The organism is Yinghuangia soli (assembly GCF_021502675.1).
GTDB classification, from domain to species: domain Bacteria; phylum Actinomycetota; class Actinomycetes; order Streptomycetales; family Streptomycetaceae; genus Yinghuangia; species Yinghuangia soli.
This window is the reverse complement of record NZ_JAKFHA010000003.1, coordinates 433280-457803: the sequence shown is the minus strand read 5'-3', so window position 1 is coordinate 457803 and position 24524 is coordinate 433280. Positions and strand designations below refer to the sequence as shown.

Annotated in this window: 28 protein-coding genes and 2 pseudogenes; 9 read left to right on the top strand and 21 right to left on the bottom strand. The window is 69.6% G+C overall.

Going from position 1 to position 24524, the window contains the following annotated elements; genetic code table 11:
* The first annotated feature begins 116 nt into the window (after positions 1-116).
* The gene (locus LZ495_RS09000) at positions 117-1349 is read left to right on the top strand and encodes an SDR family oxidoreductase (protein ID WP_235051482.1); all 1233 of its coding nucleotides are present in this window, start codon (positions 117-119) and stop codon (positions 1347-1349) included.
* 110 nt (positions 1350-1459) lie between these two features.
* Here the strand turns inward: LZ495_RS09000 and LZ495_RS08995 are convergent, their stop codons facing one another.
* From LZ495_RS08995 to LZ495_RS08980, 4 genes are all read right to left on the bottom strand, one after another.
* The gene (locus LZ495_RS08995; protein ID WP_235051481.1) at positions 1460-1897 is read right to left on the bottom strand and encodes a hypothetical protein; all 438 of its coding nucleotides are present in this window, start codon (positions 1895-1897) and stop codon (positions 1460-1462) included.
* 33 nt (positions 1898-1930) lie between these two features.
* On the bottom strand, positions 1931-2344 hold the full coding sequence (locus tag LZ495_RS08990; RefSeq protein WP_235051480.1) for an SRPBCC family protein: 414 nt from the start codon (positions 2342-2344) through the stop codon (positions 1931-1933).
* Complete coding sequence (locus tag LZ495_RS08985) at positions 2337-2687, bottom strand: ArsR/SmtB family transcription factor (RefSeq protein WP_235051479.1); 351 nt, start codon at positions 2685-2687, stop codon at positions 2337-2339. The genes LZ495_RS08990 and LZ495_RS08985 overlap by 8 nt, the downstream gene beginning before the upstream one ends.
* Positions 2688-2801: 114 nt before the next feature.
* Positions 2802-3617, bottom strand: coding sequence for a hypothetical protein (locus LZ495_RS08980; protein WP_235051478.1), 816 nt, complete (start codon positions 3615-3617; stop codon positions 2802-2804).
* 308 nt (positions 3618-3925) lie between these two features.
* Here LZ495_RS08980 and LZ495_RS08975 point away from each other — a divergent pair, with 308 nt between their 5' ends.
* From LZ495_RS08975 to LZ495_RS08965, 3 genes are all read left to right on the top strand, one after another.
* Entirely contained in the window at positions 3926-4369 is a 444-nt protein-coding gene (locus tag LZ495_RS08975) for a hypothetical protein (protein WP_235051477.1), read from the top strand.
* Between the two features lie 247 nt (positions 4370-4616).
* Positions 4617-5570 (top strand): type III secretion system chaperone family protein, encoded by a 954-nt coding sequence (locus tag LZ495_RS08970; protein WP_235051476.1) that lies wholly within the window; start codon positions 4617-4619, stop codon positions 5568-5570.
* A 21-nt stretch (positions 5571-5591) separates the two neighbouring features.
* The gene (locus LZ495_RS08965) at positions 5592-6656 is read left to right on the top strand and encodes a DUF2804 domain-containing protein (RefSeq protein WP_235051475.1); all 1065 of its coding nucleotides are present in this window, start codon (positions 5592-5594) and stop codon (positions 6654-6656) included.
* 141 nt (positions 6657-6797) lie between these two features.
* Here LZ495_RS08965 and LZ495_RS08960 read toward each other — a convergent pair whose 3' ends face one another.
* Complete coding sequence (locus LZ495_RS08960; protein WP_235051474.1) at positions 6798-8018, bottom strand: serine hydrolase domain-containing protein; 1221 nt, start codon at positions 8016-8018, stop codon at positions 6798-6800.
* 119 nt (positions 8019-8137) lie between these two features.
* Between LZ495_RS08960 and LZ495_RS08955 the strand changes: the two are divergent.
* Positions 8138-8785 (top strand): annotated as a pseudogene (locus LZ495_RS08955) (response regulator transcription factor); the annotation flags it as partial.
* Positions 8786-8858: 73 nt separating this feature from the next.
* Here LZ495_RS08955 and LZ495_RS08950 read toward each other — a convergent pair.
* From LZ495_RS08950 to LZ495_RS08910, 8 genes are all read right to left on the bottom strand, one after another.
* Positions 8859-9455, bottom strand: coding sequence for a DUF6058 family natural product biosynthesis protein (locus LZ495_RS08950; protein ID WP_235051473.1), 597 nt, complete (start codon positions 9453-9455; stop codon positions 8859-8861).
* A 241-nt stretch (positions 9456-9696) separates the two neighbouring features.
* The gene (locus LZ495_RS08945; protein ID WP_235051472.1) at positions 9697-9888 is read right to left on the bottom strand and encodes a hypothetical protein; all 192 of its coding nucleotides are present in this window, start codon (positions 9886-9888) and stop codon (positions 9697-9699) included.
* Between the two features lie 545 nt (positions 9889-10433).
* The gene (locus tag LZ495_RS08940; RefSeq protein WP_235051471.1) at positions 10434-11312 is read right to left on the bottom strand and encodes an SAM-dependent methyltransferase; all 879 of its coding nucleotides are present in this window, start codon (positions 11310-11312) and stop codon (positions 10434-10436) included.
* A gap of 1 nt (position 11313) precedes the next feature.
* Positions 11314-11631 carry a YciI family protein gene (locus LZ495_RS08935; RefSeq protein WP_235051470.1) on the bottom strand — a complete coding sequence of 106 codons (318 nt, stop codon included), beginning with the start codon at positions 11629-11631 and terminating at the stop codon, positions 11314-11316.
* Between the two features lie 271 nt (positions 11632-11902).
* Positions 11903-12244 (bottom strand): DUF6879 family protein, encoded by a 342-nt coding sequence (locus LZ495_RS08930; protein WP_372498544.1) that lies wholly within the window; start codon positions 12242-12244, stop codon positions 11903-11905.
* A gap of 409 nt (positions 12245-12653) precedes the next feature.
* Entirely contained in the window at positions 12654-13253 is a 600-nt protein-coding gene (locus LZ495_RS08925) for a hypothetical protein (RefSeq protein WP_235051468.1), read from the bottom strand.
* Between the two features lie 289 nt (positions 13254-13542).
* Positions 13543-13965, bottom strand: a complete 423-nt coding sequence (locus tag LZ495_RS08920) for a PPOX class F420-dependent oxidoreductase (protein WP_235051467.1) — start codon at positions 13963-13965, stop codon at positions 13543-13545.
* Positions 13966-14329: 364 nt separating this feature from the next.
* Positions 14330-14821 carry a CGNR zinc finger domain-containing protein gene (locus LZ495_RS08910; protein ID WP_235051466.1) on the bottom strand — a complete coding sequence of 164 codons (492 nt, stop codon included), beginning with the start codon at positions 14819-14821 and terminating at the stop codon, positions 14330-14332.
* A 55-nt stretch (positions 14822-14876) separates the two neighbouring features.
* On the opposite strand from LZ495_RS08910, the gene LZ495_RS08905 reads away from it, so the two are divergent.
* Positions 14877-15593: a hypothetical protein gene (locus LZ495_RS08905; protein WP_235051465.1), complete on the top strand. Its 717-nt coding sequence runs from the start codon at positions 14877-14879 to the stop codon at positions 15591-15593.
* A gap of 158 nt (positions 15594-15751) precedes the next feature.
* On the opposite strand, the pseudogene LZ495_RS08900 reads toward LZ495_RS08905, so the two are convergent.
* The 6 genes and pseudogenes from LZ495_RS08900 to LZ495_RS08875 form a co-directional block, all read right to left on the bottom strand.
* Positions 15752-15976, bottom strand: a pseudogene (locus tag LZ495_RS08900) (transposase); the annotation flags it as partial.
* Positions 15977-16084: 108 nt separating this feature from the next.
* A complete protein-coding gene (locus LZ495_RS08895; protein ID WP_372498543.1) occupies positions 16085-16444 on the bottom strand; it encodes a helix-turn-helix domain-containing protein in 360 nt (119 codons plus the stop codon).
* Between the two features lie 390 nt (positions 16445-16834).
* The gene (locus LZ495_RS08890) at positions 16835-18286 is read right to left on the bottom strand and encodes a tachylectin-related carbohydrate-binding protein (RefSeq protein WP_235051464.1); all 1452 of its coding nucleotides are present in this window, start codon (positions 18284-18286) and stop codon (positions 16835-16837) included.
* Between the two features lie 333 nt (positions 18287-18619).
* On the bottom strand, positions 18620-19630 hold the full coding sequence (locus tag LZ495_RS44760; protein WP_235051463.1) for a helix-turn-helix transcriptional regulator: 1011 nt from the start codon (positions 19628-19630) through the stop codon (positions 18620-18622).
* Positions 19631-19975: 345 nt separating this feature from the next.
* The gene (locus LZ495_RS08880; RefSeq protein WP_235051462.1) at positions 19976-20119 is read right to left on the bottom strand and encodes a hypothetical protein; all 144 of its coding nucleotides are present in this window, start codon (positions 20117-20119) and stop codon (positions 19976-19978) included.
* Positions 20120-20366: 247 nt separating this feature from the next.
* Positions 20367-20528: a hypothetical protein gene (locus LZ495_RS08875; protein ID WP_235051461.1), complete on the bottom strand. Its 162-nt coding sequence runs from the start codon at positions 20526-20528 to the stop codon at positions 20367-20369.
* Positions 20529-20700: 172 nt separating this feature from the next.
* On the opposite strand from LZ495_RS08875, the gene LZ495_RS08870 reads away from it, so the two are divergent.
* Both LZ495_RS08870 and LZ495_RS08865 read left to right on the top strand, forming a co-directional pair.
* Positions 20701-21531: a helix-turn-helix domain-containing protein gene (locus tag LZ495_RS08870; RefSeq protein WP_235051460.1), complete on the top strand. Its 831-nt coding sequence runs from the start codon at positions 20701-20703 to the stop codon at positions 21529-21531.
* On the top strand, positions 21528-21722 hold the full coding sequence (locus tag LZ495_RS08865) for a DUF397 domain-containing protein (RefSeq protein WP_235051459.1): 195 nt from the start codon (positions 21528-21530) through the stop codon (positions 21720-21722). Before LZ495_RS08870 ends, LZ495_RS08865 begins: the two co-directional genes overlap by 4 nt.
* A gap of 25 nt (positions 21723-21747) precedes the next feature.
* On the opposite strand, the gene LZ495_RS08860 is transcribed toward LZ495_RS08865, so the two are convergent.
* Complete coding sequence (locus LZ495_RS08860; RefSeq protein ID WP_235051458.1) at positions 21748-22089, bottom strand: DUF5713 family protein; 342 nt, start codon at positions 22087-22089, stop codon at positions 21748-21750.
* A 303-nt stretch (positions 22090-22392) separates the two neighbouring features.
* Between LZ495_RS08860 and LZ495_RS08855 the strand changes: the two genes are divergently transcribed.
* Positions 22393-22812: a hypothetical protein gene (locus LZ495_RS08855; RefSeq protein ID WP_235051457.1), complete on the top strand. Its 420-nt coding sequence runs from the start codon at positions 22393-22395 to the stop codon at positions 22810-22812.
* A gap of 109 nt (positions 22813-22921) precedes the next feature.
* Here the strand turns inward: LZ495_RS08855 and LZ495_RS08850 are convergent, their stop codons facing one another.
* Positions 22922-24475, bottom strand: coding sequence for a carboxylesterase/lipase family protein (locus tag LZ495_RS08850; protein ID WP_235051456.1), 1554 nt, complete (start codon positions 24473-24475; stop codon positions 22922-22924).
* Positions 24476-24524 lie beyond the last annotated feature (49 nt).

The window sequence follows — 24524 nt, the reverse complement described above, 5'->3', positions numbered from 1 at the left end:
CCTGGGGTTATCGCAGCGAGTAATCGTTCGAGTGGCAGGAGTGTCCGGGTCTCGCCTACGTTGCCGAAGGATGCACTCGCCCCCTGCGGGCGCCCCCGTGAAACGAGGTGGACGTCGTGTCGCGCCTGTCCGAACCCCTCTGCCCGGTTCGTATGCCGGTCACCGTGCCGGCGGTCCCGGTGCCGGCCTCTGCGGCCCTGCCGTCGCCGAGTCCCGCGCCGGACCACGACGCGCAGCCCGAGCCGACGGAGGACCCCGAGATGTCCGGCCGCATGTCGGAGGAAGCGCCCGTCGTGCTCCTGACCGGTGCCAGCGGCGTCGTCGGCGAGGCCATCGCCCGCGCGCTGCGCCCGGCCTTCCACGTCGTCTCGCTGCGCGGCCGCCGGCCGTCGGTGCATGCGCACGACGAGGTACGCGCCGATCTCGCGGCGCCGCGCCTCGGCCTTGACTCGCGCGTGTGGGCCGACCTCGCGGCCCGAGCGGACGTCGTCGTGCATGCCGGGGGACGCGCGTGCTTCGACGGCAGCTCCGACAGCTTCCAGTGCGTGAACGTCTCCGGCACCCGGCGCATGGCCGAACTGGCGCACGATGCGGGCGTACCGCTGATCCACATCTCGTCCGCGTTCGTCGAACACATGGACGAGGCGCGGGTTGCCGGCGCGCTGCTTCCGGACGAATGTGCGGCCCGGCCGGTCGCGTATCTGGAGTCGAAGATCGCCGCGGAGCGCGCGGTGAGTGCATCCGACGCGCTGGCATGTGTGGTGCGGCCATCCGTGGTCATGGGCGACACCGGCACCGGGTGGACGCCCGAACAGCAGTGCGTGCACGGGCACATCCGGATGCTCCTGGCCGGCGTCCACACCTCCGCAGTCGGGCCGCACCAGCGCCTCGACATGATCCCGCGCGACACCCTCGGCCAGGCCGTCGCCGCGCTTGCCGCGGTCGCGGTCCGCGATCCGGCCCGGCTGCCCGCGCTCTACTGGGCCTGCGCCGGGCCCGCCGCGCCGACCTGTGAGGAGTTCGCGTACCAGGTACGCGACACCGCGGGTGCCGCCGGGCTGCGGCTGGCCGTCCCCGAGTTCCACGACCCGGTGAAGGCGCCGCTGCGCGACTACCCGGGCTGGGACGCGCTGCCTCAGGACCTGCGTACTGTGCTCGGCCTGCAGGCCGCGGGCAGCACCACGCTCGGCGTCGGCGCGAGCTTCCCGACGTCGTACGGCAGCCGCGCGCTCGCCGGCGGCCCGGCCGCGCTCACCCCGGCGCAGGCACTGGAGAATCTTGCGGCCGACGTCCGCTTCGTCCTCACCGACCGCGGCCGCAGCACCGCCGCGGCGCGGACCGGCCGGTGAGCCGCTTTGTCGGCGTGGCGCGGGTGGCCGAACGCACAGTGCCGTTCCGGCGCCAGGTCCGCACCGAACGCGCGATCGGGCCGTTCGCCCTCGGCATGCGTCGGGTCTGCTCAGCCCGTCCGCTTCGGTTTCGGCTTCGCGGGGAGCGCGGCGACGAAGGCGTAGGCATCGGCGACCAGGCCGCGCCAGAGCTGCTCGCCGTCCCCGCCTCCGCGCCCTTGCCCGTCTCCTTCTTCGGCGGCGACATCGGCGTCGACGTCGGTGTCGGGCAGGGGGACGCTGACCCACTCGCGCAGCGTCCGCCCGCCTGACCGGAACGGCAGCGCGGTGCCGGTCGCGGTCAGCGAAGCCGCCTGCTCCGCGGGGATCTTGACGACCAAGTCGGCGTCCCGCGAGACGAAGGCGAAGAAGCGGCCGTCCACCTTGAGGCCCTCGCTGCGGAGCATCGTGCCGGTGTCGACGCCCGGCTTGCCGAGCACCTCGGCGGCCAGGTCGGCGAACAGCGCCTGCGCACGCTCGGCAGCGGAGGCGGGTTGTTGTCCGGTCATGGCGTCATCCCGTCGACTCGTCCCGTCGGCCTGTCAATCAATCGCCTGCTGCTGCGCCGCGACGCCGGCCAGCACGCGGAGGTAATGCGTCCAGCCGCGGGCGTACGCGGGCTCCTGGACCTCCGGTAGCCCGGTCTGCCGCAGGTCCAGGCGCGTACCGCCGCCGGGCTTCGCGGTCAGCAGGAACTCCACGCGCGAGGTCCCGGGCGGGAGTTCGGGGCTTCCGGCGATGCCCCACGACACCACCACCCGGTGCGGCGCGTCGACCTCGAGGTAGCGGCCGCGGACCGGTGAACCGGCGATGTCCACGGTGAACTCGCCACCGGGGCGGCCCTCGACCACGGCGTGCTCGCCCATCCACGCGACGAGCCCCTCGGCGGTCACCAGATGCGCGAAGACCACCTCGGGCGGGGCGTCGATGTCCACGGACGTCGCGTAGTCAGCCATCGCCGCCTCCCGGCGCCGCTCTTGCGGCGGCCTCGGCGGCGCGCTTCAAGGCGTCCAGCTTCGCCGGCCAGAAGCCATCGAGGTAGCTGCGTACCGCAGCCAGACCGTCGGTGCGGACGGCGTACAACCGCCTTGTGCCGTCCCGCTGTTCGCTCACCAACCCGGCACTGCGCAGCACCTTCAGATGGTGCGACGCAGTCTGCTGCGACAGGCCCGCACGCTCGGCGATCTCGCCCACGGCACACGGCCCGTCCCGGACGACATGCAGGATCGTGCGGCGGTTGCCGTCGGCGAGCGCCCGCAGCGCGGCATCGAGATCCGGTGTCGGTTCGGCGAAGCTCACCTTTAAATACAAACACTCGCTTGTACAAGTGTCAATTGGTGGAGATGCGGAGGGGGCTGCGCGCGGTGTCGGACGTTCGGCAAGGTCCGAATGGGAGCGCCTGGGCAATGTCCCTCAGGAGCGACCGAACCAGCGGCGCTTGGCCGGGGGTTGGGGCGCGGCGCCATCTGCCGACGCCGCTGACGGGTCGTCGTACTCGCGGGAGATCACTTGGACCTGGCCCGACCCGGCGTCGTGGCGCACGGTGTCCAGACCGTGGCGGTCCAGTTGGGCGATCGCGTCGGCGTGGGTGGTGGTGTTCAGAGCGAGCATCCCGACCTTCGTGTGCCCCCGGCCGAGCTTCACCTCGCCGAGCAGGACCTCCATCAGGCGGTCGGCCGAGGCCGAGGGCAGATCCTCGTCCACGGCAACGTGCAGCATCAGGTGTTCCTCGTCGTTGGCCCGCCACCGGACCTGCGCCACCCACACCGAGCGGACGGCGGGGAACTCACGGACCCGCCGAACCAGTGCGTCGCGCAGAGCGACCGCCAACGGGTCGGTGGACCAGTCGAGCTTCATCTCCGCTCCGGGCCCGTAGGTCGACCAGTCGCGGAGCACCTGCTCGGGAAAGATCGCCTGCCCGTTCCCCGAGCGGACCGCGAGTACGGCAACGCCCGTCTTCTCCAGGATGTCCCTGAGCTGCGCCACGTCGCAATGCACCATCCCGGCCGCCTCCGGCAGCAGTTGCGCGCCGAGCGCCGCGTCGGTGAACCCGAGCAGTGTGGGCGGCTGCTCTTCGTCGGGGAGGAATATCACCGATCCGGCGTCCGTGACGGGAACGAACACCCCACCCTCGAACAGCGCGGCCAGCACCGCCTCCGACGCGGGCTCGTGCCCGTTCGCACGGCGGTCGAGAAGGTCGGCGAGATGCACGTTCGCATGCGGGATCACGCGGGCAGCGTAGTGCCGTACGCCCGCCCCCGGCCCACCCCATCGGCATTCGACCGCCGGTCCGCGCCGGCGTCCCGGAGCGACGAGGGGTGAACCCTTCACGTGGCCCAAGGCCACCCGACCGGATCCTGCCCCTGCGCCACTGGCGAGCAACGCACCCCGGTCGCGCGGCACTAGCACCTGTCCGCGCAAGCCAGTGCCCAATTGCTACGGAGTGGCGGTGGTCAGCCCGGCAGCCGCTGCCGAAGCAGGCATCGATCCGGTCAATGCGACCGCTGTCTCCCTGCCGTGGATGGGACTCTGCCGGAATGGAATGGCTACCTGTCGCGGGTGCTCTGCTTGGCGCGGTAATCGGCTCGGCGGGCACGATAGCAGCTCAATATGTGACCAATCGCGTCGCCGAACGAAACGCCCGGCAAGCCCGTGTCGACCAGATCAGAAGCGAACGAAGAGCCGCGATCGGGGAGTTCATCGAGGTCTACCAGGCGATCGAGCGGGTCATCAGCGATGGTGAAGATCGACCGACCGAGTTGATACATCGCATGTGGTCGCTGCGGAACAAGTTGATGCTCGTCGCCTCGGAGGACCTCAACCTTGCCCTGGCCGACCTCGCCAACGCTCTCGGCAGCACGTATTGGCACGGCACAACAGGCGGAAAGAGGCCTTTCGAGCACCTCGGAGACGTCTGGCACCGCTTTCTGGAAGCAGCACGCGCGGAAGTACGCCCCACTGATCTGCCGGACATGATGTAGTCGCGCTGCTCGCGCGATCGGCCGGACTGCCGGTGCCCGCCGCCTGGCGCGATGTGTGTTGCCGACCGGCAGAACCGACGGCAGCCGTTCCCGTGTGGCATTCGTCGGATTGCCCCACCCCATGCCACATCAACGACGACGACTGTGCGGTAGTCCCATGATCGATCACACAAGCCCTCGTGCGCCGGAAGCGCGAACTACATAGCATTTCAATGAAGTTCATCGACCACTGACTACGGGGGCGTGGTTGACAAGGTTCCTGTTCGTCGCAGCGATCGTGATCAGTGTGGCGGCTGCGGCGCCGTTCGGGTTCCCGGTGGCGCCCTTCGTGGGGGCGGGCATCCTGGCGCTGTGCGGTGTGGCGAACCTGGTTGCGGCCTGGTCCTTGAACACCCGCGACACCGCACACGGGAAGGTCTGGGCCGACGAAGAGCAGTATGGGGAGACCGGGTTCCAGCGCGTCACCTTCGACTACTTCGTCGTCGTCGTGGTCGTCCTGGTGGGATGCTCCTCGGTTTGGGTGCCCGGCACGGTCGTGGCCGTGGAATTCGCGGCGGTGATCCTCGCGTACCAGATGCTCCCGCGGCTGCTGTTCCGCTGGAGGCCGCGTACCGCCATCAACTCCCGCCGTGCCGCCTGGGCCGCCGAACACGGCTGGACGTACGCCGCCCGCGACCCGCAGCTGAAGCGCCGGTGGACGTTCGAGCCGTTCGCCAAGCGGCCCAAACCGCCGCACGGGTTCATCGACGTGACCCCCAAGGCGCCGCGGTGCCGGCCCTTCGCAGTCGTCCGCGGCACTCATGAAGGCCGCAACTTCGTCGTCTGCGACTTCTTCGAACCGGTCCCGCACACACCGTTCAAGGTCTGGTCGCAACGCATCGGCACCGTATGCGCCGTGCAGATGCCCACCGAGGTGCCGCCGGCGCGCTACACCATCACCCCCAAGGCCCCGTTGCAGGACGAGCGCATCCTCATCGACACCGACGCCCCGGCCGCAGCCCGCAGCCTGCTCACCGACGGAGTCGTCCGCCACGCCAAGCGCGTCGGCCTCACCGAGTGGGAAGTACAAGGCGGCTACCTGCTCGCCGTGCTCCGCCCCGAGGACGGCACCAAGGCCCAGGTCGGCGACGAGCGCGCCTATGAAGTCGTCTCCCACCTGAGCGGGCTCCTCGATTACATCCCCGGCAGGGCATGGCGCTGACACCGCGCCTAACCTGGGCGGATGACGACAGCGGAGCGTGAGATCACCGGGCCGGTCGACCTGTGTCTGCCGGATGGGCGGCTCGATCCGGGCGCCGTCGGTTGGTCGCGGCAGCCATGGCTGCGGGCGAACCTGCGGGGGTGGGGGCGTACCAAGCGCTGGGAGTACTGGTGCGTGACGACGCCGACGCACCTGATCGCGCTTACCGTCAGCGACCTCGACCTGTTCTCGCTCGATGCCGTCTACTTCCTCGACTTCGGCGCCGACGCGCCGTACGAGATGGAACGCACCGCGATTCTCGCGCCGCGGCGGGCGCGGCTGCCGCAACACATTGCCGGGATGCCGACGCCGACCGGAGGCCCCGGCCCCAGCGTGGTGGTCGGTCCGGAACGCCCCGTACGGAACCAGGTCCGCATTGGGATCCACGCCGAGGCGGGCGGGACTACGCGGCTGAGGGCGCGCTGCATGACCCCGGACCGGCGTCCGCTCGAAGTGGATCTCGTGGTGGCGGCGCCGGCCGGGCACGAGACGATGAACGTGGTGGTGCCGTGGGACGACCGGCGCTTCCAGTTCACCTCGAAGCAGACGGCGCTGCCCGCGTCCGGCACGGTCCGGGTGGGGGACGAGACGTACGCGTTCGGTGCCGACAGTTGGGCGGTGCTCGACCACGGCCGCGGGCGGTGGCCGCGCCGCATCACCTGGAACTGGGGCGCGGCGTCGGGCGTCTGCGGCGACCACGTCGTCGGCCTGCAGTTCGGCGGTAAGTGGACCGAAGGGACCGGGGCGACGGAGAACGCCCTTTGTGTCGACGGCCGGTTGAGCAAGATCGGCAGCGAACTGGTGTGGGACTACGACCTCGCCGACCTGCGCAGGCCGTGGACGATCCGGACCCCGGACAGTGATCAGGTGGACGTCACGTTCACCCCGTTCCACAACCGCCACGCCGAGACCGACGCCCGCGTGATCGCGAACCGCACGGACCAGAGCTTCGGCCACTACAGCGGTCGCATCCGCACCGACGACGGCCAGGTCGTCCAGGTGGACGGGCTGCTGGGGTGGGCGGAGGAAGTCGCGATGGTGTGGTGACGGGCGGACAGGGACGGGCGCGAGCGGGGACAGGCGCGAGCGGGGGCGGGGGCGGGGAGCGGGCTCGGCGGGTCGCGCCGGTACCCGGGCAGCCTGACGGGCAGGCGGCTCCGGATACCGGCGCGGACGGCGGCCCTGCCGTCAGGCTGCCGCGATGAGCCGGCGGGCCAGACTGCCGACCGGACGAGTGGACTCGGTCTCGTAGTTGGACAGGATCACCAGGGCGTATCCCGTGCGTGGGAAGAAGCTCAACTCGGTCGCGGCACCGTTGCTGGAGCCGCCGTTGTGGCCGTACGTCCAGTCCGCGCCGAGGAGGGTCGCCAGCAGGCCGTACGACTGGAACAGGATCGGCGGGGGTCCGGGCGGCGCCCCCGGGCCGGGGCGGAACCCGGTCCCCGGGATCTTCCCGCTCAGCGTCAGATCCGTGTACGCGCGGTTCATCAGCTTCGCCTGCCACAGCATGCGGGCGAACCGCGCCATCTCGGCGCACGTCGAGTACGCCCCCGGTGCGAAACCCTCGTTGTCGAGCCGGTCGACGCGTTCCGCGGACCCCGGCACACGTGCATACGGGTGGGCGATCCCGCGGTCCGTCAGGAGCTGCGGGCGGGTGTAGGCGCCGGTCCGGCTCATCCCGGCCGGGCCGTACACGTTCTCGCGGAAGTAGGTCTCAAGGGGCCGCCCGGACACCTTCGCGATGATCTCGTTCAGCACGTGGTAGGCCGAGTTGCTGTAGGTATTGCCGACCCCGGGGGGGAACGCGAGCTTCTCGGTGCGCACGAACGCGCCTATGCCGTCCCAGACTTGCTGCATGCGGTCCCACGTACGCGACGCCTCGTGATACTCCGGTAGCCCCATATAGTCGCCCAACCCCGAGGAGTGGGTGAGCAGGTGATGGATCGTCACCTGGTTGGCGACCTCGGCCGAGAAGCCGCTCAGGTGCGTGCCTACGGTGTCGCTGTAGCGGAGCTTGCCTGCTTGGGCGAGCTGACTGATGGCCACCCCGGTGAAGACCTTGGCGACCGAGGCCAGGCCGAAGAGCGTGTCCGGGCTGTTCCGGATCCCGCGGGCCTTGTTCGCCCAACCGCACGACCGGGCCAGCACGGTCCGCCCGTGATGGGTGATCAGGAGTGAGCCCGAGAAGTTGTCGAGGGCTTCCTGCTCCGTGATGACCCGGTCCAGCTCGCCGCCGGGCCGCAGGTCCTTGGGGACGCGGGCGGACGCGGAACCTGCGGCGGCCTCGGGTTCGGCACCCGGCGCGGCATCCGCCCAGGCAGTGCCACCGGCCGCCGCTGCCCCGGCCGCGGCCGCGGCGACCGAGGAGACGCCCAGCATGCGCAGTGCCGCGCGACGCGTCGTCGTCATACGAACACACCCTTCCGTACGTGGAGTTCGTTGCGGCCAAGGTCTATCCGGCGGGGCCGATCGGTGATCGATCGGCGGCCCATACGCGTTCCATAGGTCGGCGTTGCGACACTGCGCGCATGCGCGTACTCCTCGTCGAAGACGAACAGCCCCTCGCCGGGTACATCGGCACCGGGCTGCGCAAGCACGGCTTCGCGGTGGACGTCGCCCTCGACGGCCAGGAGGCGCTCGACAAGTGCGACGCCACGCCGTACGACGTGGTCGTCCTGGACCGCGACTTGCCTGTCGTGCACGGCGACGCGGTGTGCCAGCAGCTCGCCGGGCGCGGCGTTTCCCGTGTGCTGATGCTGACCGCCGCCGACGCCGTCGAGGACCGGGTCGGCGGGCTGGCGATGGGGGCGGACGATTACCTCGGCAAGCCGTTCGCGTTCTCCGAACTGGTCGCGCGCGTGCACGCTTTGGCGCGACGGAGTACGCCGGCGAGGCCGCCGGTGCTGCGCGCGTCCGGCGTCGCCTTGGACCCGGCGCGCCGCACGGCGGAGCGTGACGGGAGGCTGCTGCACCTGACGCCCAAGGAGTTCGGCGTCCTGGAGCAACTGCTGGCCGCCGACGGCGATGTGGTCAGTGCCGAGACGCTGCTCGACAAGGTGTGGGACGAGCATGCGGACCCGTTCACCAACGCGATCCGGATCACCGTCGGCACGCTGCGCCGCAAGCTGGACGACCCGCCGCTGATCACGACGGTGACGGGCGCGGGGTACCGGATCGAGCGGGACCCGCGGCCGGCGGCGGCTGCGAAGCGGTCGGGGCGCGGCAGGTCCGTCAGTTCGCGCCGGCCCCTCAGGCGCGGGGGTGCTGGGCGCGTACCGCGTCGATGCAGGTGTCGCGGGACGTCGGGGCTCCGAAGCGGAGCCGGTCGTATGCGGTGAAATCAGTTTCGAGGGCGTCGAGTTCGTCGACCATGCGATGGAGAGCGGTCAGCCACGCGGCGTCACGGGGGAGCGGCGCGGCGAGGGACGCGGAGATCGCGGTGGTCAGCTGCGCCTTGCGCCGGATGGTCTCGGGGGAGACCGCGTGCAGGCAGACGTACTGGCCGCTGGTGTACGCGTCCCATTCCTCCGTGCCGGTGGCCGCGTTGCCGGGCCACTGGGCGACGAACCACGCGCGGAGGCGCGCCACGCCGCCCGCGCGGTCCGCGAGCGCGAAAAGGTCGGTCGGCACCATCTCCGCGCCGTCCGAGCGCAGGTAGCCAGGGAGCGGGAGGGAGCCGTCGAGCATCAGCTGCCGGACCTCGTCGGGGGCGTGGCCGGTGCGGGCGCAGAGGATCTCGAGGGGGACGAATTGGCGTGTGACGTAGGCGTCGTCGTCGGGGGTCATCGGGTGGTTGCCGTTGATGTCCCGGAACCGCGCGGCGATGCGGTGCTGGAGGTCTTGCATGATGGCCCTTCCTCGAGGTCGACACAGGTGCCGCGGCCGCGGCGGCCATCGCGGCGTGCGGGGCGGCTGCGTTGTCGCGGCTTGGGCAACGTAACCTCCGGACGCTTCGGCGCCCGCCGAACCGTGGCCGCGTCTGAAGCGGAAAAGGCGGAGGCCCGGGCGCTGGGTACAGCGCCTGGGCCTCCGGCGGTGGTGGTGCGGCGTGACCTCCGCTGTCGCGGGAGGCCGGCCGCCGTGCAGCTCATGCCGCGGGGCGGAAGTCGCCGGCTTTCCAGCCGGTGTTGGTCGGCTCGGCGGCGGCCGCCGCGGCCGCGGCCTTCGCCATGCGGCGGGCCTCGCGGCGGCTGCGCAGGGCGCGGAGTACGAGGCGCTCGTGCTCGGCCTCGCGATGCAGCTCCTGCTGGCGGGACTGGAAGAGTTCGTACTGCAGCATGGTGTCGGTCTCCTTGAGGGGTTCCGGTCGGCGGCTCTTCCGCTTTCCGGTGTGGCTCAAGGTTCTCGTTCCAGCAGGGGCCCGGGCATCGGGCGAATGCCCGATCTTGCGGGCCGGCTGCCGCCTTAGGCGCGAGGACCGCTACCTAAGCAGACGGGAACGCCGCCGCGTGCGGACCTGAGACCGGCGAAGACCGCCTGAGTCGGACTAAGGCGGCCTAAGACCGCCGACGTAGCGCAGGGGAAAGCCTTGACTCGCAGGGTTGTTGACGCGGCTGATGGGTGGGTGGCCGTCGAGTGCGGTGTGGCAGCGGTGGTGGTTGTAGGTGTGGAGGAACGCGCCGAGCCGCGGTTGTCCTGGGCTGTGATGACCCTGATGCCACGCCGCTTTGTTCGGCGCAAAGCTGTCCCGGCAGCACGCCGACAGCCGGTCCCCCGAGCAACCTGATTGCCCACCCGCCTGAGCGCGCCCCTGCCGTCGAACCAGCCCGGGCACGGCACTCGTGCTGGACATCCTCGGAGACGCGTCGCGTCACGCGATACGTGTTACGCGTCGATCGTGGCGGAGATGAGGTAGCGCCCGCGGGTGCCAGGAGTTCCGGGCTCGATCGTGGCGTGGTCCCAGCGTCCGAAGTCGGCCTCGGGGTCTCCGTAGGCGGTGACCTTGGCGGACCACCCCAGGTCCGCCAAGAGGTCCTCGGGTGTGTCGCATCCCGATTTCCATGGATGCCCCTGCTCGGCCATGCGTTCGCGCCAGGCGCGCATGCCGGGTCCGTCCAGAACGCTCTGCCCCACGTAGTCGGCCAGCAGACGGCTCCCGGGCCGTGACATGTCGGCGAGTTGCCGCAGCAAGGTGTCACGCTCGGTCCCGGTGAGGAAGTACAGCAGGCCTTCGACAAGCCACGCGGTCGGTACGCCCGGATCGAAGCCCGCAGCGCGCAGCGGTGTCTGCCAGTCGGCAAGCAAGTCGACGCCCACGTCCACGCGAGCGCACCCGGGGTCGGCGCCGGATGCTTCGATCACCGACCCCTTGACGGCGAGCAGGGAGGGGCGGTCCAGCTCGTAGACCGCTGTCCCGGCGGGCCACGTCAGCCGGTAGGCACGGGTGTCCATACCTGCGGCCACGAACACGAACTGCCTGATCCCGCGGTCGGCGTGCCGCAGGAGCTCCTCGTCGAGGAAACGCGTCCGCACCGCGAGCGCCGGGTCCTCGACACCGCGTTGGACGTCGCGTTCGAACAGGTGCATGATCCGCGGTCCCTCGTCGCCGGCCAGCGCGTGCGCCAGCGGTTCCGAGAACAGCCGGTCGGGGCGTGCGTGCTCGCGGGCGCGCATCGCAGCGGTCCACAACGCCGTCCTGGCCAATGGGTCGAGACCGGGTTCCGGCTCCGCCGCGTCCCCTCGTCCGCTGTTCGTGGATGACATCTCAGTCTCTCCCGGCGACGGTCATGCCACGAAACGACGGGCCAACCGCACACGGTCGGATATCGACACGTTCCCAGACTTTGCCGGTCACGTAGGGCTCGACGGCGAACCAGGCGTCCAGCTCCGCACGGCTCGGGAAGTCCAGAACCAGCATGGACCCGATCATCCGGCCCTCGTCGTCGAGGATCGCCGTGCCGAACAGCATGCGCCCGGCGGCGACCATCTCATCGCCGAGCTCGATATGCGCCTCCCGAGCCGCGAGACGCCGTCCCGCCGCGCCCTCATCGACTCCGTCGAAGGCGATCAACAAGAACTGCACCTGTCCTCCGCACAATTGGCCGCACGACCCACGGTCTCCGTCGTCGAACGGCGATCCTTCCAGCGCGGAAGAGCGACTCGCTGCCCGAAGCGTCGATCACGCTGCCTATTCACGCGCAACGGCCACGGTCCGGAGCGCTCCCGCCTGACCGCCATCGACGCCGGTCGCCGAGGCCGCCGCGCACCATGACTTCCTTCAGTCGGACTGCCGGCGCCGCACGGGCGATCCGGACAGCTGACGACGGCGATTTGGTCATCGGCGGAGCAGAGCGTCAGACCGTGAAGTCCTCATGGGGGATTCCGCGTTCCCAGAGACTCTCGAAGGCGTCCACGTACACCTTGACCAGGTCGGGCGCCTCGCTGAATTCGTGCCCCAGCCAGCCTCCGTCCCCGTCGAAGTAATGGAGGAGGAGGCGCTGGCCGTCCAGCACCCAGAAGTCGATTGCGGGCAAAAGCAGTTCGCGAGCGTGTGCGCGTGGCAGCCAGCGGACCGACTCTCCGGAGCGCACGTTGGCCGGCGTCCCGGCGTACTCGAACTTCGCGTACTCCGTGACCGGTGTGGAGACCACGCGCAACCTTCGTACTGCTACGCCACGTGTCGTTGCCTGCAGCATGGTCTCGCAGAACGGCGACCATCGGTCTTCGTTGCGCGCCGGGTCGCGGTCGCCGGCCAGCCCGCCGCCCAGTCGTCGTCCTCGTGTGAGACCGCATAGGCGTCGCGCAGCTCCATGTGCACTGCCGAGGTACGGCAGCCGTCGAGAAGCGCCAGGTAGTCAGGCTGTTCCGGCGACCAGGCCATCAGGGATGTCACAAGCCCTCCGTACCACTTCCACCGTGCACCCCGGCAAGCGCACCACCAATTCGTCTCGGGGACGTCTTCCGTCGGCAAGCGGGTGGCTCGGTCGGCGACTGGAGATCCTGGCAGGCTCGCGGGCTGCGGCCCGGCGGCATTCCTCATCGGCGGAACGCCCCGCCCTGCGAAGCAGGACGGGACGTTGTGGCGGCGAGAAGACCAGCAGTCGCTTACGAGTTGATTTCTTGTAGCAGTTCGCCCGCTGTCACGTCGCTGATGCGGTGATTCTGCCGCAGCGTGTTGACCACGGCCCTCGCGATGGCCTTGCTGTGCGCACACGTGTCCATGATCACCGCGTCCAGCAGCCCGCCGATGCCCGAGGCCACGCTGATGTCGGCCATCGTCTGCCACGCCGCCTGGGCCGCGTGCTCCTGTGCTTCCTCGGCCTGGATGGCTGCGTCGGAGACCGGGTATACGGGCGCGGCATGCCGGGCGATCGCAGTCGCGTGCTTCAGCGCCGCGGGCGCCACGTGCAGGATGAGCTCGTGCAGGAGGCCGTCGTACAGGCCGTTGCCGTCGGGGGCGATCTCCATGGTGATCGTGATCTCGCTGTCCGGCGCCACCCAGCCGATGCGGGTGTTCTGCAGCCGGTCCGTGCCTTCGGAGTCCGAGGAATCGCTCTCGACGACGTCGACCAGCACCATGAGCCGGATATGCGGGTCGGCCACGACGGTCTGGATGGTGGCGTTGTGGACCGCGACCACGTTCCGGATGAACTGGTCGGCGAGCTGCCGCAACCTCTGCGACGCGTTGCCTCTGATCGTCAGCACAAGGCCCCCCAATGGCCGAGCGGGCCACGGTCGGCCCGCGTTGTCCCGACGATAGGGCCAGCGCCGGTCCCTCAACCGACACTTTGGGCAAACTTGAGCAACCGCAGGGGAGTTGACGGACGCACAGCGGACGCCGGACAGTGCGGCCGATCGTCCGGCAAGTCGCTCGGATACTGCGCTCTCGCCACGCCCGCATCCCGGCAGGGACACGACCGCCAGACCGCTCGAACGGCAAGCGGTCCCACGATCCGGCGAGCCTGAATCATGGGCCTGCGAATTCGACGCCCACTCAGGCCGAAGCAGGGGCATTGCGACTGTGCATGCCCGGGGTGTCGGGATCGAGGCCCCACACGATGATGCGTCGGGGGTGAATGCGCAGGACTTCGGGGCTGGTCCACTTGTCGGTCGAGTCCACCCCGCGCAACGCTTCCGCGGTGCCGCGGATCTCGATTCCGCGGACCGTCCACGGGTCGTACAAGGCGATGTCGTCGACCACGAAGGCCACTTCGGGGTTGACCTCGACGTTGCGGAACTTACGGGTCGCGCCGAGGTGGTAGCCGCGGATGTCGATGGTCCCGAGGATGTCGTTGACCTTGAAGGCCACCGGGTTGTTCTGCAGGGTGCCGTCCGCGGCCACGGTCGCCAGCCGCCCCAGCCGCTGGCTGAGCAGATAGGCGGTCTCGGCGGGACTGAAGATCTTCGAGGAGGTCATTGACCTACCCTCGTACTTGAACCGCGCTTCAAGTCAAGCAGTGTCGATGGACGCGATACTCGACTTGCGGAACGGCGCGCTTCCAGGCGGCGTCCAGGGCGTTGGAGTAGAGCTTGGCGCGGCCCGTCGACGATGTCCTGGACATGGGTCTCCAGATCGGCGTCGACGCCGGCCTTTTCGGCGACGCCGGACAGGGTGAGCGGGTACGCCGCGTGCCCGGCCTCGCGCAGTCCGGGGACGACCGCGTCCCACGCCTCCGCGCCGAGCTACGTACCGGGGAGAAGTACGGAATTCGCTATGGCCGCACCGTAGTCGACGAAGATCCGCCGCGCGCGAAGGCCTGGGTTGCGGCCGGCGTGGTGTGTCAGCCTCGTGCGGCGCGCTCCCGGTACGCGGCGACCGTCGTACGGCTGGCGCACGTATTGCCGCAGAAGCGCCGCGTGCGATTGCGGGACTGGTCGACGAAGTAGTTCGGGCAGCCTTCGGCGGCGCACCGCCCGAGGGTGACGGACGGGTCCCCGGCCGCGACCAAGGCGAGCTTGGCGGCGATGAGTCGGCCGAGCCACTGTTCAGCCGGGGCCCCGTTGCGGGCGAAGTGCAGGTGCAGGGTGCCGTCGTGGTCGGCGAGGTGCATTTCCGGGGGGTAGGTGTCGAGCATGCGGTGCACCGCGGTCGGGGGTTCGCGGTCGACGAGTTGGCCGAGCGCGTCGCCGACGAGCCGGGGCAGTGCACCGAGTTCCCCGTCGCCTGGCGCGTCGACCTCGTGCTCGTCGAACATCTGGCGGGCCAGGTCACTGGGTTCACTGAGCCCGTCGGCGTTGGCCAGTTCGACGGCCAGCCGGATCACGTTTCCCATGTAGTCGCCGAATTGCACTTGACCACCTACATTCGCCATTTCTAATGTAGGTACCATGATAGCAAACGACACCTACTGCCTGATGCCGACTGTCATCCGGCGGCTCCACCTGGCCGGCGAATGGGATGCCGCACTGGCGTTGTCGGGCGACGGCGACGAGGGCGCCACGCTTCGGGCCGAGCTCCTGGTCGATCGGAACTTCTGGCAGCGGACCGGCGGCGAGGCCGCCGCCGAGGCGGTCGCGGCACTGGATCCGGCATCGGTTCAGGCGCGGTACCTGGGCGGGAAGCTCGCGTACAGCCGCCTGCTCTTCGCCGAGGACGCGGACCCGGACGACAGGGCCACCACCGAAGCCGGCTACCGGGCGGCGGCGGAGGACAAGGAACTCCACGGCTGGGGCGAGCTCCACAGCGGGACGTTCCAGGAGCACATCGCCGAGGACAAGGACGCCGCGGAGGCGCATTACCGCAAGGCACTGGCCGCGAGCCGCGACACGGGCGACCTGCTGCTGGAGTCCTACGCGGTCCGCCACCTCGGCGGTCTGGCCTTCTTCGAACGAGGCGAGAAGGCAGAGGGCGAGCAGCTTCTCCGCCGCTCCCTCCACCTCCGCGCCGCCGCCGGAGCCCGCCCCCAGACGGCGGCCGCCCAGGCAACCCTGGCCCAGGCATTGGCGGAGGACGCCTCCGAACGCGCGACGCTGATCGAGGCGGCACGCACCACGGCGACCGAACTACGCCTGACTTGGCTGCTGGGTTCGCTGGCCGAGCTGTGAGGACTGCTTGGCGGGAGTTCTTCACATCCGAGAGCAGTCGGCCCAGTCGGCCCCAACTGGCAGTCTGCACACGGAGCTGACCGCGAGCGAGTCCCTTGCTGTCGCGCACTCCGATGCCGTTCGGGACTGTAAAGCGAACGGCTCTGTCTCACATTCGGGACGCCGGTGGCGATCACCACGGCGCGGAACGCGGTCTGGTGGTTCACGCGGGTCTTGCAGTAGGTCTCATCCAGGTAGACGCAGGGGAAGCGAGTGCGGTCCAGCGGCCTCGTGCGGAACGCGGTCAGCGGTTCGTCCAACCCAGCGCAGATCCGCGAGACCTCGCTCTTGGAGATCCCGGTGTCCGCGCCCAGGGCTTTGACCAGGTCGTCCACGCTCCCGGTGCCGTTGCGGAAGTTGGTTCAGGCCTCGGTGTGCTCGTTCCACTCCGCGCCGATCCTCGCCGCGGTCTCGGCCTCGATCAACTCCTGCGCTCGGGGCGCCATCGTGTCCTACTCCGGACGGGTCCGGCCCAGCAGGAGCGCGCGATAGAACATCCCGAGGGAGAGCTCGCCGGTCAGACTGCAGAGCGGACATCCTGCCGGGTGCTTCGACGGCCGCCTTGCCTCGTCGGTGGGAGCGTAACCGGCGGCGTGCAGAAGGGTGTCCGTCTCCGTGGCTGTCAGGTCGAGCGACTCTGCCAGCCGGACGACGACGGTACGGCCCGGCCGGGACCGCCCGCGTTCCAGGAAGCTGATGTGCCGCTGGGTGGTCCCGGCGCGTGTGGCCAACTCCAGCTGGCTGAGCTGCCGTACGGCACGCCAACGCCGCAGCTCGGCGGCGAATTCGGGATCGGGGTCGGTTGCGCCCACGCACTCGGTGCACATGATCCAGTTCTAGGCAGAACCCCGGACAATCACCAACTCCCCGCGCGAATTGTCCCTTCACGGGAACCCTGCCTCGCCGCCTGAGCAGCGTTTTGGGGATCTTGAGACTGTCGGCCCGGTCGATCGTTGCGCTGGTCGTGGATCGTGATCTGACGCAGGTCGAATGGCTGCGGGCCGGGGGTGCTGTGGCCGTATCTGCCCGAGTGGTTCGGGCCCCGGGGGCAGGAGGACCTGGACGGTCAGGGGCTTCCGGTGGCGGCGAGCGCGACGGGGAGTGGGACTGCAGGGTGCGATTCGTCGGATGCCCGGGCCGGGGAAATGGCTGATGTCGGCGCCGGATCGGTGTGTCGATCCGGCGCCGGCGGTGGTGGTGGTTCAGAGGGCGTTGGGGTTCGCTGAGAGAAGGATCTGGCTCCAGCCTGCCGAGTCCACCGGGTCGTTGGCGTAGCCGATCAGGTCGGTGCCGCTTCCGTCGGTCGGGTCCATGTCCCAGTAGTGGTACATGCCGGAGGAGTTGTGGCGTCCGTAGAGGACGCCGCTGCCGGGCGAGGCCAGGTGCGTCATGTTCTCCCAGGTCGAGGAGCGCAGTTGGTGGCGTGTCCAGTTCCCGCCCACGCCGTTGATCTTGTAGGTGAGGAGTTGGCCGTCGGCGGTCGTCCCGAGGATCCAGTCGGGGGCGGTGGAGGTGAGGGTCTTGAGGGTGAATCCGGTGCCGACGATGCCGTCGCCGGTGATGCCCGATGCGGTGGGTTTGGCGGTGTGGACGGTGTAGCGGCGCAGCGTGCCGGCGGCGATGCCGAAGAGTTTGCCGCTGCCGTCGTAGGTGAGCAGGTCGTGTGTCCAGCCGCCGCCCAGGTCAACTGGCGCCGCGAAGGTAAGGGTGCCGGTGCTGACCGAGTCGACGTCGACGCGGTACAGGCGTCCCGCGGTGGAGGTGACCAGGAGGGTGTTGAAGTTGAGGGTGGCCAGGGCCTTGGGGGTGAAGCCGAGGGGCCTGGTCGAGATGGACAGGTGCGCCCGGTTGCCGTTGGCGACGTCGATGCTCGTGTAGGTGAGGCGGCCGTCGGCGAGGATCCCGTAGACGGATGCCACGCCGTCGGGATGCTCCGGCTCGGGCGGCGTGGGCAGGTCCGCGGTGCCGCTGACCCTGTCGCGCGGGTCCGCGTACCGGGCGCCGAACTCGTTGGTACGCAGCTGCCGGTATGCGACAAAGGGGGTGCTGCCGGCTGCGCTGGACTCCTGGGACGCGGCGGACTTGTCCGGGAAGATCTCGGAGAGCGGTTGGAGCGCGACGGTCCTGTAGCCCTTCCCTTCCGCGTCCGGGGCGACAACCTTGACGCTGTTCAGGACGCTGTACTGGCACGTGCCGACCGCCAGGACGTACTTGGTGACGGTGAACTCTGTGCCGGAGAAGTAGGCCCAGGACCGCTTCGTCGCGGGACCGGGAAAGGTCCCGCCGAGCAGCTTGCCGGCCTGCCAGGTGAAGCCTGTGCTGACGGTGGTGCCGAGGGAAGCGTTGGCACCTGCGACGATGGCGCTGATGTCGGCCCCGATGGTTCCGCTGACCGCGACGCCGACAGACACCTGCACGCCCTCGAGCTCGGTGGCGGTCCCGGTGTCGCCGGGCTTGGCCGTGACCCAGCCGTCGTCGTTGGTGTTTGCGGCACCTTGGAACGGAATCAGAGTGTCTTTGGGGTTGCTGTAGGCGAGGTACGAGGTGGGCAGCTCCTCGCATTTCGCGACTGCGGGTCCGGCGCCGAGCACCACGAGTGCCGTGGACGCGGTGGCGAGCGCGGCCGCGGATGCGGCCAGGCGGATGAATCGCATGCGGTTCCCTTCTCGACGAACGTGTGCACGGGCCGGCACCGGTGGGTGTTCCCTGCACGGACGAACGGCGTGCGTGGGGTTGTTCGGCCGCGATCACGCGCCGCCGGGGTTGCTCTGGGCAGGTCGGGGCGGCGTGGTGCAGGACGCCGGGTGGACGGGGCGGAAGGCCGTCCGGCCACCCGGCGTTGTGGTGCCGGCGGGCGGTCGCCGCTGTGTCCGTGCACGGTCGGTGCCCCGGGCGGTGGCGACCGGCCCGTTGAATCGTGCAGGCGAGGGAGCCGACGGGGCTTGAAGGTTCTTGCTCACCTTGTGCGGCGCTGGGGGTAAATCAGGTCAGGTGCCGGAAGGCGGGGCGATGGCTGGCGCTGGCACGGGAAGGGTGTGCCGCAGTCGTTCTCGGAGTTCCGACGGCGTGGTGTCGAGATGGCGGCGCAGCGTGCGGGTGAGGTGGGCGTGGTCGGAGAATCCGTGTGCGGCGGCCAGGTCGGCGAGGTTGTCGGCGCCGTCGGCGAGGTGCTCCAGCACCGACCGGGTACGCAGTTGGTTGCGGTAGCAGCCCAGGGTGTTGCCGGTGACCTGGCGGAACACCCGGCTCAGATGGAACGGGGAGCAGCCGGCGTGCCGGGCGAGGTCCGTGAGGGTCGGTGCGGACGGGTCGTCGAGGAGCGCCGCGCGAACCTCGGCGACCAGCATGCGGTGCGCCCGTACGGTGTCGGGCCGGCGGTCCAGGCCGTCGGGCGGTCGGTGCGTGGTGATCTGGCGGAGCAAGGCGTGGACGGCTTCGGTTGTCTCGAACCGGTCGGCACCGGAGCGGCAGGCGGCGGTGAGTACGCGGTGGCCCAGGTCGAGCCGGGCGGGCACGGGGAATGCGGGGGTGGTGTCGACCTGGGTCTGGTCCACCCAGTCTGCGTAAGTGTCGAGGTCCAGGGTGATGCAGGTGCTGATGTCGCAGGTCCCGGCCGGGTGGGCGATGCTCATCTCCTGGCCGTGGCCCATCGCGAAGCCGACGGTCGGGTCGATGAACTCCTCCTGGCCGCGCGAGCGGCGCAGGAACCCTCCGGACCGCAGCAGGTAGAGCTGGACGGTCGGCAGCGGGTTGTCGAAGGCGGCCATGAATCCCCGGTGGTCGATGAAGCAGGCTTGTTCCATGACCTTGATCCCCGGTGCCTCAGCGAGGGTTCCGACCATTGCGGGTGTGTCGCCGAGTTGTTCGCGTACCTGTGCGCGTCCTTGCGCGTTGCGGGGGATCGGCGGCAGGCCCGGTCGTGCGGGCGGAACGTGCTCGGCACGGCTGTACGCCCCGTGCCGGTCCCAGCCGAGTAAGGTGCCGCCGCGCCAGTCCACGGCTATGCAATGGTCCTGTGGAGTCTTGTGCCGTCCTGCAGACTCCGACGTCTCCGCCACTGTTGGTCTCCTTCCCCGTCGCGCACGTCGACCGGTTCACCCGGATGACGCCGGGGAGGTCTCCTGCGCAGGGGTCGGAACCGGCCAAAGGCCTTTCCCTCGCTGGCTGTTGGCTTCTGACCCAGCCCCGTCCGACTGCCCCGAGGAGCGCAGAAATGACGACCAATCGTCCGGTCTGATCCTGCATGCGTAGGGGATTGCACGGCCTCACCGAGGAGCGCCTGTGGTCGCCATCCCTGGCGGTAGGCGGCACTGTGGAGGCTGGGCGAGGACACGAAGGGCGTATCACAGCCTCGCCGAGCGGGCGTCCGTGGCATCCAAGGCGTCGTAGTCGCTTGCCAGTTGCTCGATCAGATCCAGCATGGGCAGATGGCTGTCCCTTCTCATGAGGACGGCGACGGACCAGGGGATGCGGATCCTTTGGACCATCCGATCGATGAACTTCAGTTCGGGGTTAAGACTTGTTCCCCAATGGCAGGCAGCCGGGCCAGGGCGAGCTGCTGCAGGCATGTGGCGCGCCGACGGGTTCCCCCACGCCTCGCTCGGGCAACGCGACCACCGCGGCGGCGTACGCGAGGAAGATGCCGCTGTGAGTGCCCAGGGTCACGGAGCTCGCGTACTCGGCGGTCGGGCGACAACGACGCTCTTTTGAGGCCGATCGCGCGGACGCCGGCCGTCAGGCTTCCGTGTCGTCGCGTGCTTCATGCTGCGGTCCGAGGATTCGCCATGGGTCGGCTACGAGCGTGATCGTGTGCGGTGCCACCAACGTCTTCTTGGCCACCGTCTCGGTCGTGCTCCCATCGGGGTGCACGACGTAGACGCGAACGGTCAGCCCCATACGGCGGATTGGCGTCATGGCGGGATTCCTTCCCTACGTGTTCACGTTGTGCAATCGAGCGAACACGTACGGGAGTACGGTTGGGAACCAGGCGGAGCTCGCGCACGCGACGCGCGAAGCATCGCTCGTGCTCGCGGGGGAAAACTCTTCAAGCGTTCGCGGGAGAAACGCCATGGCCATGCGTAGGGACTCCGCGCCGCAACCACCGTCCTGGATCCACGGATTCCTGGCCCGCCAGATGCGTCGCTACCGGGAGATGGCCGGCCGTACGCAGGTCGACGTCTCCTCGGTGCTGCACATCTCGTTCAAGCACTACTCAGCAATGGAGTTGGGCACGCGTATTCCGTCGCGCGACGTCATGGAAGTCATGGACGACACCCTGGACGCCCGCGGAGCGTTGGTTGCGATCCGCGAGGAGATGGTCCGCAGCCCGCATCCGGAGTGGTTCCAGAAGCTGCGCGAACTGGAGGTCCAGGCAACCGGCATCTGGCAGTTCGAGGTGCAGGTCGTCCCTGGGCTGTTGCAGACCGAAGGCTATGCGCGGGCCGTTCTCGAAGCGGCCCCGCGCCGACGGTTGACGCGCACGGTGGAGGAAGACCTGGCCATTCGCATCGAGCGGCAGGCGCTGCTCACGGCGCCGGAAGGGCCGGAGTTCTGGTTCGTGCTCGATGAGTCGACACTCGACCGGAGGCCCGCCGATCGCACAGTGATGGCCGGGCAGCTTGAACGCTTGCTGGAGGTGGCTCAGTTCCCGAACGTCACGCTGCAGGTCCTTCCGCTGGCCCGGGGATTCCACGCCATGCTGGATGGTCCGGCGACAATCTTGAAGTTCGACCACGGGTCTGATGACGTTGTCTACGTGGAACCAATCGGACAGGGTCTGATCTCCTACGACCCGGCAACGATCACGTACGTGACACGTCGCTGCGACCTGTTGCGAGCCGAGGCGTCGCCGCCTGCCGAGTCCATGGCATTGATCCGTTCGAAGCTGGAGAGTCTGTGAAGAACGAAGACCGTCCCGCCCCCGCCTGGTTCAAGTCGTCCTACTCCGGCTCGCAGGGGGGCAATTGCTTGGAAGTCGCCGGAGCGGGATCCTGCCCGGTAGCAGTCCGAGACAGTAAGGACGTCGTGCGCGGCCATCTGACGATTGCCGCTCGGTCCTGGGACGCGTTGGTCCGCGACCTCAAGGATTGACGGCCTTCCCGGCCCCGGGCGTCCGCTACCAATCGCGGGTTGCGATCAGTTCCTCGTGGTCGGCGTCCGTGAAGCCGTACGCATTGGCGATGAACCAGAAGTCTTCGGCGATTTCCTCACGGGCGACGGTCTCGATCTCGCTGCCGGCCTTGTCGAACTCCACCTCGAGGTCGTTGAACTCCTCGGTTGCGGCGTGGGTGAGTACGTACAGGGCCGGCAGGTCGGTCGGCTGCTCGGCCTCGATGCGTTCGCAGAGGCGGAGCAGGATGGCCTTGCCCTTGTCGAGGACGTGGTCCGGGTAGTAGTCGTCCTCGTAGAGCGGCTTCAGGTACGCGCGCTCGGCGGCCTGCTGGTTCGTGATCGGCATGGTGCCCTCATTTTGTGGTCGTGCTCGTGTGGCGATCATGGGGCAGGGGACCGACAAGCTTGGCGGCTGACTGCGATGAGCACGGCAAACTGACGGAATCGTTGCGGATGTTTGGGCGGATGGCGTGTTGTGTCCGCGGGATGTCGCTCCTCCTCTTACTCTTTCTTGGGTGAGGGGTGCACTGCTCTTGGCGTGCGACACGGGGACGGAAGGGCCGATACGGATGGTGGTGGGAGTCGCGCGGTTGTCCGCGCGGAAGGCCGGTGCAGCGGGCCGTCGTACCGAGGAACTTGGAGCGGGACGATGAGCCGCCAGCCCGGCGCGTCGGTGCCGGCGCTTTCGTCCGAGGTGATCGAGGCCGCGCTCTACCGGGGAGCCGAGGGCAGTCCCGGAGCGGAGGCGACCGCCTACATCCTCACCGAGGAAGGCACGTTCCTTCGCCGTTCCGATCTCTACGCGGTCTGCCTGGACTGGTCGGACGACGGCCGGTACGCCACCGTGCAATGGGAGACGCTCCGCGCGCTGGTCGAGGCGCCGGACTCCGCGTTCAGCGACGGCGGTCTGCGGACGATGCTGCTGCTGTGCTGCGCGCTGCACGACGACGGCGCTGCGCCCTGGTCGCAACTGCCCTCGCTCGACACTACGAACGCGCGGATCGTGGCGCGGGGGATTCACATTGCGACGGGAAAGTTGTCGCTGGCTCAGGCTTTGGGAAGCGGCTGACGAAGGACGCGGAGTACCAGCAGTACGCCCCGGCCCGGGAGTGATCCCCGGTCGGGGCGTACCTTTTTGAGGGTTCGTCAGGTGGCGAGGTCGTCAGGTGGCGAGTTCGTCAGGAATCGAGTTCGCCGGGGAGCGGGCCGATCGGGGCGTCCGACGGCTCGGTGATCTCCCCGAAGTGCATGGCCGTGCGGATTTCGGTGGTGTAGCGCTGCCAGGTCGGGATCCCCGCGTGGTTGGGGTCGCCACTGCGTACGAAAGCGATCCACGCGTCGTGCATGGCCGTGCCCAGAGTGTCATACGTGTCCGCGTCGATACCGGCCACGAACGGGGCGTGCGTCCACCGGTCCGGATTGCGGAAGGTGAACGGCAGTTCCAGGCAGTGCGCGGCGCCGAGGATCCCGTCGTACGCCGGGGTCCCGTAGTCGAACTGGTAGATCCAGGCAGGGTGTGGAGAGACGCCGCGGGCCTCGGCGAGTTCGACGCCCGGGGCCCGGAAGAACTCGTCGGTGGTCAGGTCGGCGACGGTCTGGCCCGGCGTGGCACCCGGACGCTCCCGCGCATAGCGGGCGCGCAGTTCGGCACCCCGCGAGCCGAAGGACTCGGCGAAGCGGGCGTCCGCCTGGGCGGCGTCGGCCGCGGCGGTGCCGGGGTCGAGGGCGAAGGCGAACGTGGCCTCGTCGCGGGTCCAGCCCAGCAGGATGTCGACGGAGGCGGTCGCGTCGGTCGGAGCCGAGAGCGCGGCGAGCGGGTGCTCGGTGAGGGTGACGCCGTCCAGGACCGGTAGGAACGGAACACGCCAGTGGCCCAGGCGTCCCGTCGCCATGAACATGCCCATCGTGGCCTCGACCAGGCGCTCCCACGGCAGTTCGCGCAGCGCCGCGACCGAGTCGACGCCCGCCACGTCCATGAAGAGCTTCGTGGTGGCCAGCGATTCGTCCGGAGTGGGGAGCGTGAGTCCGAGCGGCGGGCTCTGCAGGATCATGCGGTGGAAGAGGCCCGCCCCCTCCGGACGTGCGGCGATCGCCGCGGTGGAGAACGCGCCGCCCGACTGCCCGGCCACCGTCACGTTGTCCGGGTCCCCGCCGAACGCCTCGATGTTCGCCTGCACCCAGCGCAGCGCCGCGATCTGGTCGGTGATCCAGAAGTTCCCTGCGTCCGTGCCGTCCTCGGCGCCCAGGTACAGGTACCCGAGCGCGCCGATGCGGTACGAGACCGACACGACCACGAGGTCACCGTCGCGCGCGAAGGTGTCGCCCGCGTAGATCGGCAGGTTCCCGGACCCGGACACGAAGCCGCCGCCGTGCAGCCACACCAGCACCGGGCGCTTGCGCCCGTCCGCGGCCGGCGTCCACACGTTCAGCGTCAGGCAGTCCTCGTCGAACGGCGGCAGGCTGTGGCCGCCGAGGATCGGGTCCTCGAAGTACAGCGTCGGCGCGCTCGGCCCGTACGCGGAGGCGTCCCGCACCTCGGTCCAGCCCGGGTGCGGGGCCGCGGGCCGCCAGCGCAGCGCGCCGGTCGGCGGTGCCGCGTACGGGACGCCGCGGAAGACCGCCAGGCCGTCCTCGCGCACGCCGCGCAGCGGACCGAGACTCGTCTCGACGACGGGGCCGCCGGAGAGGTCGGGGGCGCTGGACGGGTCGGGGAGTTCGGGGGAAGTCGTCATGGCTTCGTCCTTCCTGGCGACGCGGGTCGCCGTGGGGGCGCTGGGGGGC

Bases quoted from the DNA above. Each gene is read 5' to 3' on its own strand.
- LZ495_RS08995 (WP_235051481.1), bottom strand. From the start codon at position 1,897: ATGACCGGACAACAACCCGCCTCCGCTGCCGAGCGTGCGCAGGCGCTG.
- LZ495_RS08990 (WP_235051480.1), bottom strand. From the start codon at position 2,344: ATGGCTGACTACGCGACGTCCGTGGACATCGACGCCCCGCCCGAGGTG.
- LZ495_RS08975 (WP_235051477.1), top strand. From the start codon at position 3,926: ATGGAATGGCTACCTGTCGCGGGTGCTCTGCTTGGCGCGGTAATCGGC.
- LZ495_RS08965 (WP_235051475.1), top strand. From the start codon at position 5,592: ATGACGACAGCGGAGCGTGAGATCACCGGGCCGGTCGACCTGTGTCTG.
- LZ495_RS08960 (WP_235051474.1), bottom strand. From the start codon at position 8,018: ATGACGACGACGCGTCGCGCGGCACTGCGCATGCTGGGCGTCTCCTCG.
- LZ495_RS08950 (WP_235051473.1), bottom strand. From the start codon at position 9,455: ATGCAAGACCTCCAGCACCGCATCGCCGCGCGGTTCCGGGACATCAAC.
- LZ495_RS08945 (WP_235051472.1), bottom strand. From the start codon at position 9,888: ATGCTGCAGTACGAACTCTTCCAGTCCCGCCAGCAGGAGCTGCATCGC.
- LZ495_RS08940 (WP_235051471.1), bottom strand. From the start codon at position 11,312: ATGTCATCCACGAACAGCGGACGAGGGGACGCGGCGGAGCCGGAACCC.
- LZ495_RS08930 (WP_372498544.1), bottom strand. From the start codon at position 12,244: ATGCTGCAGGCAACGACACGTGGCGTAGCAGTACGAAGGTTGCGCGTG.
- LZ495_RS08920 (WP_235051467.1), bottom strand. From the start codon at position 13,965: ATGACCTCCTCGAAGATCTTCAGTCCCGCCGAGACCGCCTATCTGCTC.
- LZ495_RS08910 (WP_235051466.1), bottom strand. From the start codon at position 14,821: ATGGGAAACGTGATCCGGCTGGCCGTCGAACTGGCCAACGCCGACGGG.
- LZ495_RS08905 (WP_235051465.1), top strand. From the start codon at position 14,877: ATGATAGCAAACGACACCTACTGCCTGATGCCGACTGTCATCCGGCGG.
- LZ495_RS08890 (WP_235051464.1), bottom strand. From the start codon at position 18,286: ATGCGATTCATCCGCCTGGCCGCATCCGCGGCCGCGCTCGCCACCGCG.
- LZ495_RS08880 (WP_235051462.1), bottom strand. From the start codon at position 20,119: ATGGTCCAAAGGATCCGCATCCCCTGGTCCGTCGCCGTCCTCATGAGA.
- LZ495_RS08875 (WP_235051461.1), bottom strand. From the start codon at position 20,528: ATGGGGCTGACCGTTCGCGTCTACGTCGTGCACCCCGATGGGAGCACG.
- LZ495_RS08870 (WP_235051460.1), top strand. From the start codon at position 20,701: ATGGCCATGCGTAGGGACTCCGCGCCGCAACCACCGTCCTGGATCCAC.
- LZ495_RS08860 (WP_235051458.1), bottom strand. From the start codon at position 22,089: ATGCCGATCACGAACCAGCAGGCCGCCGAGCGCGCGTACCTGAAGCCG.
- LZ495_RS08855 (WP_235051457.1), top strand. From the start codon at position 22,393: ATGAGCCGCCAGCCCGGCGCGTCGGTGCCGGCGCTTTCGTCCGAGGTG.
- LZ495_RS08850 (WP_235051456.1), bottom strand. From the start codon at position 24,475: ATGACGACTTCCCCCGAACTCCCCGACCCGTCCAGCGCCCCCGACCTC.